The organism is Bradyrhizobium sp. (assembly GCF_049586575.1).
GTDB lineage: Bacteria > Pseudomonadota > Alphaproteobacteria > Rhizobiales > Xanthobacteraceae > Bradyrhizobium.
The window spans coordinates 1-2,576 of record NZ_JBAVCF010000228.1; the positions used below are offsets into that span (position 1 = coordinate 1).

Sequence of the window (2,576 nt, forward strand, 5' to 3'; positions counted from 1 at the left end):
GAAAAACAGCGGTCTATTTGGTTGCGGGATAGGATTTGAACCCATGACGTCCAGGTTATGAGCCTGACGAACTGCCCGTCACCGGCATTACCTTCTCGGTTGGCCGCGCTGGTCGACCAAAGTTACAAAAGTTGGATCCCTGCGGAAATACCGTTTGAAAAACCGTTTTAGTTGGCGCGGCTCAAACGGTGAACTTCCGTAAGCCCTTGATCTGAATGGCGCGCCCGGAACGATTCGAACGTCCGACCCTCAGATTCGTAGTCTGATGCTCTATCCAGCTGAGCTACGGGCGCGTTTTTCGCAAAGGATCGGGGCCCAAAGGGTCCGCCGGTGGCCCCTGCAAGATTTAACGTTTGCAGGTCGCGAAAGCGGGCCATTGCTAACGGCTCCCGACCGGCTTGGCAAGGTCTTGGCGAGCTCACAAGGAGGCCGGCCGTTACGCCCGCGCGCGCTCGTTGCGGATGGTCAGGAGCTCGACCGGCCGATCCGGGATGGTGATCCGGAAAGTTGCACCGATGGTGCCTTCGACCAGGTGAATCTGCCCGCCATGGGCGCCCACGAGTTCGGCGGCAATCGCCAGCCCCAGCCCGCTGCCGCCGGGCCTCCCCGAGGTCTGGAACGCCTTGAACAAATTCTCCCGGGTTGCAGGCGGAATGCCCGGGCCGGTATCGGAGACCTCGATAATGGCCACCGCACCTTCGCGCCGGCCGGTAATACGGATCTGCGTGGCGGGCTGACCTTCGAGCGCCTGCTCGGCATTGCGCACCAGGTTGAGCAGGATGCGGAACAGTTGGTCGGGATCGGCATCGATCGTCAGGCCCCGCTCGATCGCACTGATCCAGGTGATCGAGGTGTCGGCGGCGAGCCCTGCGGATTCGCGCACCTCGGCTACCACCGATTCGATCGGAATCATGCGGCGGTCGGGTGCGGCCTCCTGCGCCCGGCCGTAGGACAGCGTTGACTGGCAGAACGCGATGGCGCGCTCCAGCGAGCGCATCAGCTTCGGCGCAAAACGCTGCACGCGCGGATCTGGCACGCTCGCGAGCTGGTCCGACAGCAATTGAGAGGAGGCCAGCAGGTTGCGCAGATCGTGATTGATCTTCGAGACCGCAAGGCCAAGCGCTGCAAGCCTGCTCTTCTGATGCAGCATCGAGACGAGGTCGCGCTGCATGTCGGATAGCTCGCGCTCGGCCACGCCGATCTCGTCGCTGCGGCTCGATGGCACAATGATCCGGGCCGAGCTTTCCGGGTTCTCGTGAAAGCTGACGAGGCTTTCGGTCAGCCGCCGCATCGGCCGCACGAACAGGAAATGCAGCGCGAGATAGACCAGCGCCGCGGTCAAAATCGCAATCGCCAGCGAAACCAGCAGCAGGTTGCGGGAAAACCGATACATTGCCTGCCGAATCGGTGCCTCGTCGACCACCACCTCGATGAACTGCCCGCCGCCGGGCGGCGGTCCGACGATGCGGATCGCCTGATTGCCGGTCTCAAACATCATCTCGAAGGAAGTGACGATCGATGTCCATGGCGTCAGCGACCGCATATCGACATCATGATCGATTGCGCGCGGAAGACCGGCGCTCGCCAGCAGCCGGCGCTGCTGCCCGAGCTTGATGGCGACTGCGCGCGCCCCGATGCTGTCGAGGATTTGCCGTGCCAGCGTGTCGGGCACCATGCCGGAGGGCGCCGCATCCAGAACCAGCGCGGCGGTGTTGGCCGATGCCAGGCGGGCGTTAAGCCGGTTCATCCAGAAGTTCGCCATCGAAGGCACGTAGATCAGAACCTCCGCGATCATCACCAGCGGAATGGTCAGAAGCAGCAACTTTCCGGACAGGCCGAGCCTCCGCGGAAGCGTTGCCCGCGGGGGTGTCATATTCGGCTGTTCGTCGGTCTCTGGCGCCATAACTATCTTCGAAGCCTTGCTTTTTTAATGTGGGCCCGGTCCGCCGGAGGGTCAAATCAAGGTTTAATAACAGCCGTTCCGCAAATGGACCCGAATTATCGCGGCGGTCCTGATGTCGGCTCGCGGCCGCAAACCATCACGTCCGAGAGCCCTGCGTTCCGCCTGCCGCGCGGCCGGAAACGAGTGCCTTCTCCCTCACGTAATACACCGCAAATATTGAATTATTCGCGCCAAATTCGCCGTTTAAAAGAACCTCATATCGATCGCCGCGCCACATTGACGAAAAGGGGTCCCTCCCGTATAAGCCGCGCCAACTGTACGCGATGGTCCGGCTGAGGCCGGTCGGCCCTTTTGGGGCCGGAAACGGCCTACTTCGGGGCCTGTCAGCATCGGCGAACATACCTCATTTATCAGGCAAATTGTCAGCGTAGCAGGCAAGTTGTCAGCGGAGAACGACCCGTGAAGCGGACTTATCAACCCAGCAAACTGGTGCGCAAGCGCCGTCACGGCTTCCGCGCCCGCCTTGCGACAACCGGCGGCCGCAAGGTCCTCGCCGCGCGCCGCGCGCGGGGCCGCAAACGTTTGAGCGCCTGAGCCGGGCTTCCCGGAGACCTCTGATGGATCGGCTAAGGCAGCGGGCGGACTTCCTCGCCGTTGCCAATGGCGCGCGGGT

2 protein-coding genes and 1 tRNA gene are annotated in these 2,576 nt (G+C 62.5%); 1 reads left to right on the plus strand and 2 read right to left on the minus strand.

Going from position 1 to position 2,576, the window contains the following annotated elements:
* Nucleotides 1-216: 216 nt before the first annotated feature.
* Both WB528_RS08755 and WB528_RS08760 read right to left on the minus strand, forming a co-directional pair.
* Nucleotides 217-293, minus strand: a tRNA-Arg gene (locus WB528_RS08755).
* Nucleotides 294-436: 143 nt separating this feature from the next.
* Nucleotides 437-1,903 (minus strand): ATP-binding protein, encoded by a 1,467-nt coding sequence (locus WB528_RS08760; protein WP_423888028.1) that lies wholly within the window; start codon nucleotides 1,901-1,903, stop codon nucleotides 437-439.
* 459 nt (nucleotides 1,904-2,362) lie between these two features.
* Between WB528_RS08760 and rpmH the strand changes: the two genes are divergently transcribed.
* Complete coding sequence (gene rpmH / locus WB528_RS08765) at nucleotides 2,363-2,497, plus strand: 50S ribosomal protein L34 (RefSeq protein ID WP_006609582.1); 135 nt, start codon at nucleotides 2,363-2,365, stop codon at nucleotides 2,495-2,497.
* Nucleotides 2,498-2,576: the final 79 nt, after the last annotated feature.

Bases quoted from the DNA above. Each gene is read 5' to 3' on its own strand.
- WB528_RS08760 (WP_423888028.1), bottom strand. From the start codon at position 1,903: ATGGCGCCAGAGACCGACGAACAGCCGAATATGACACCCCCGCGGGCA.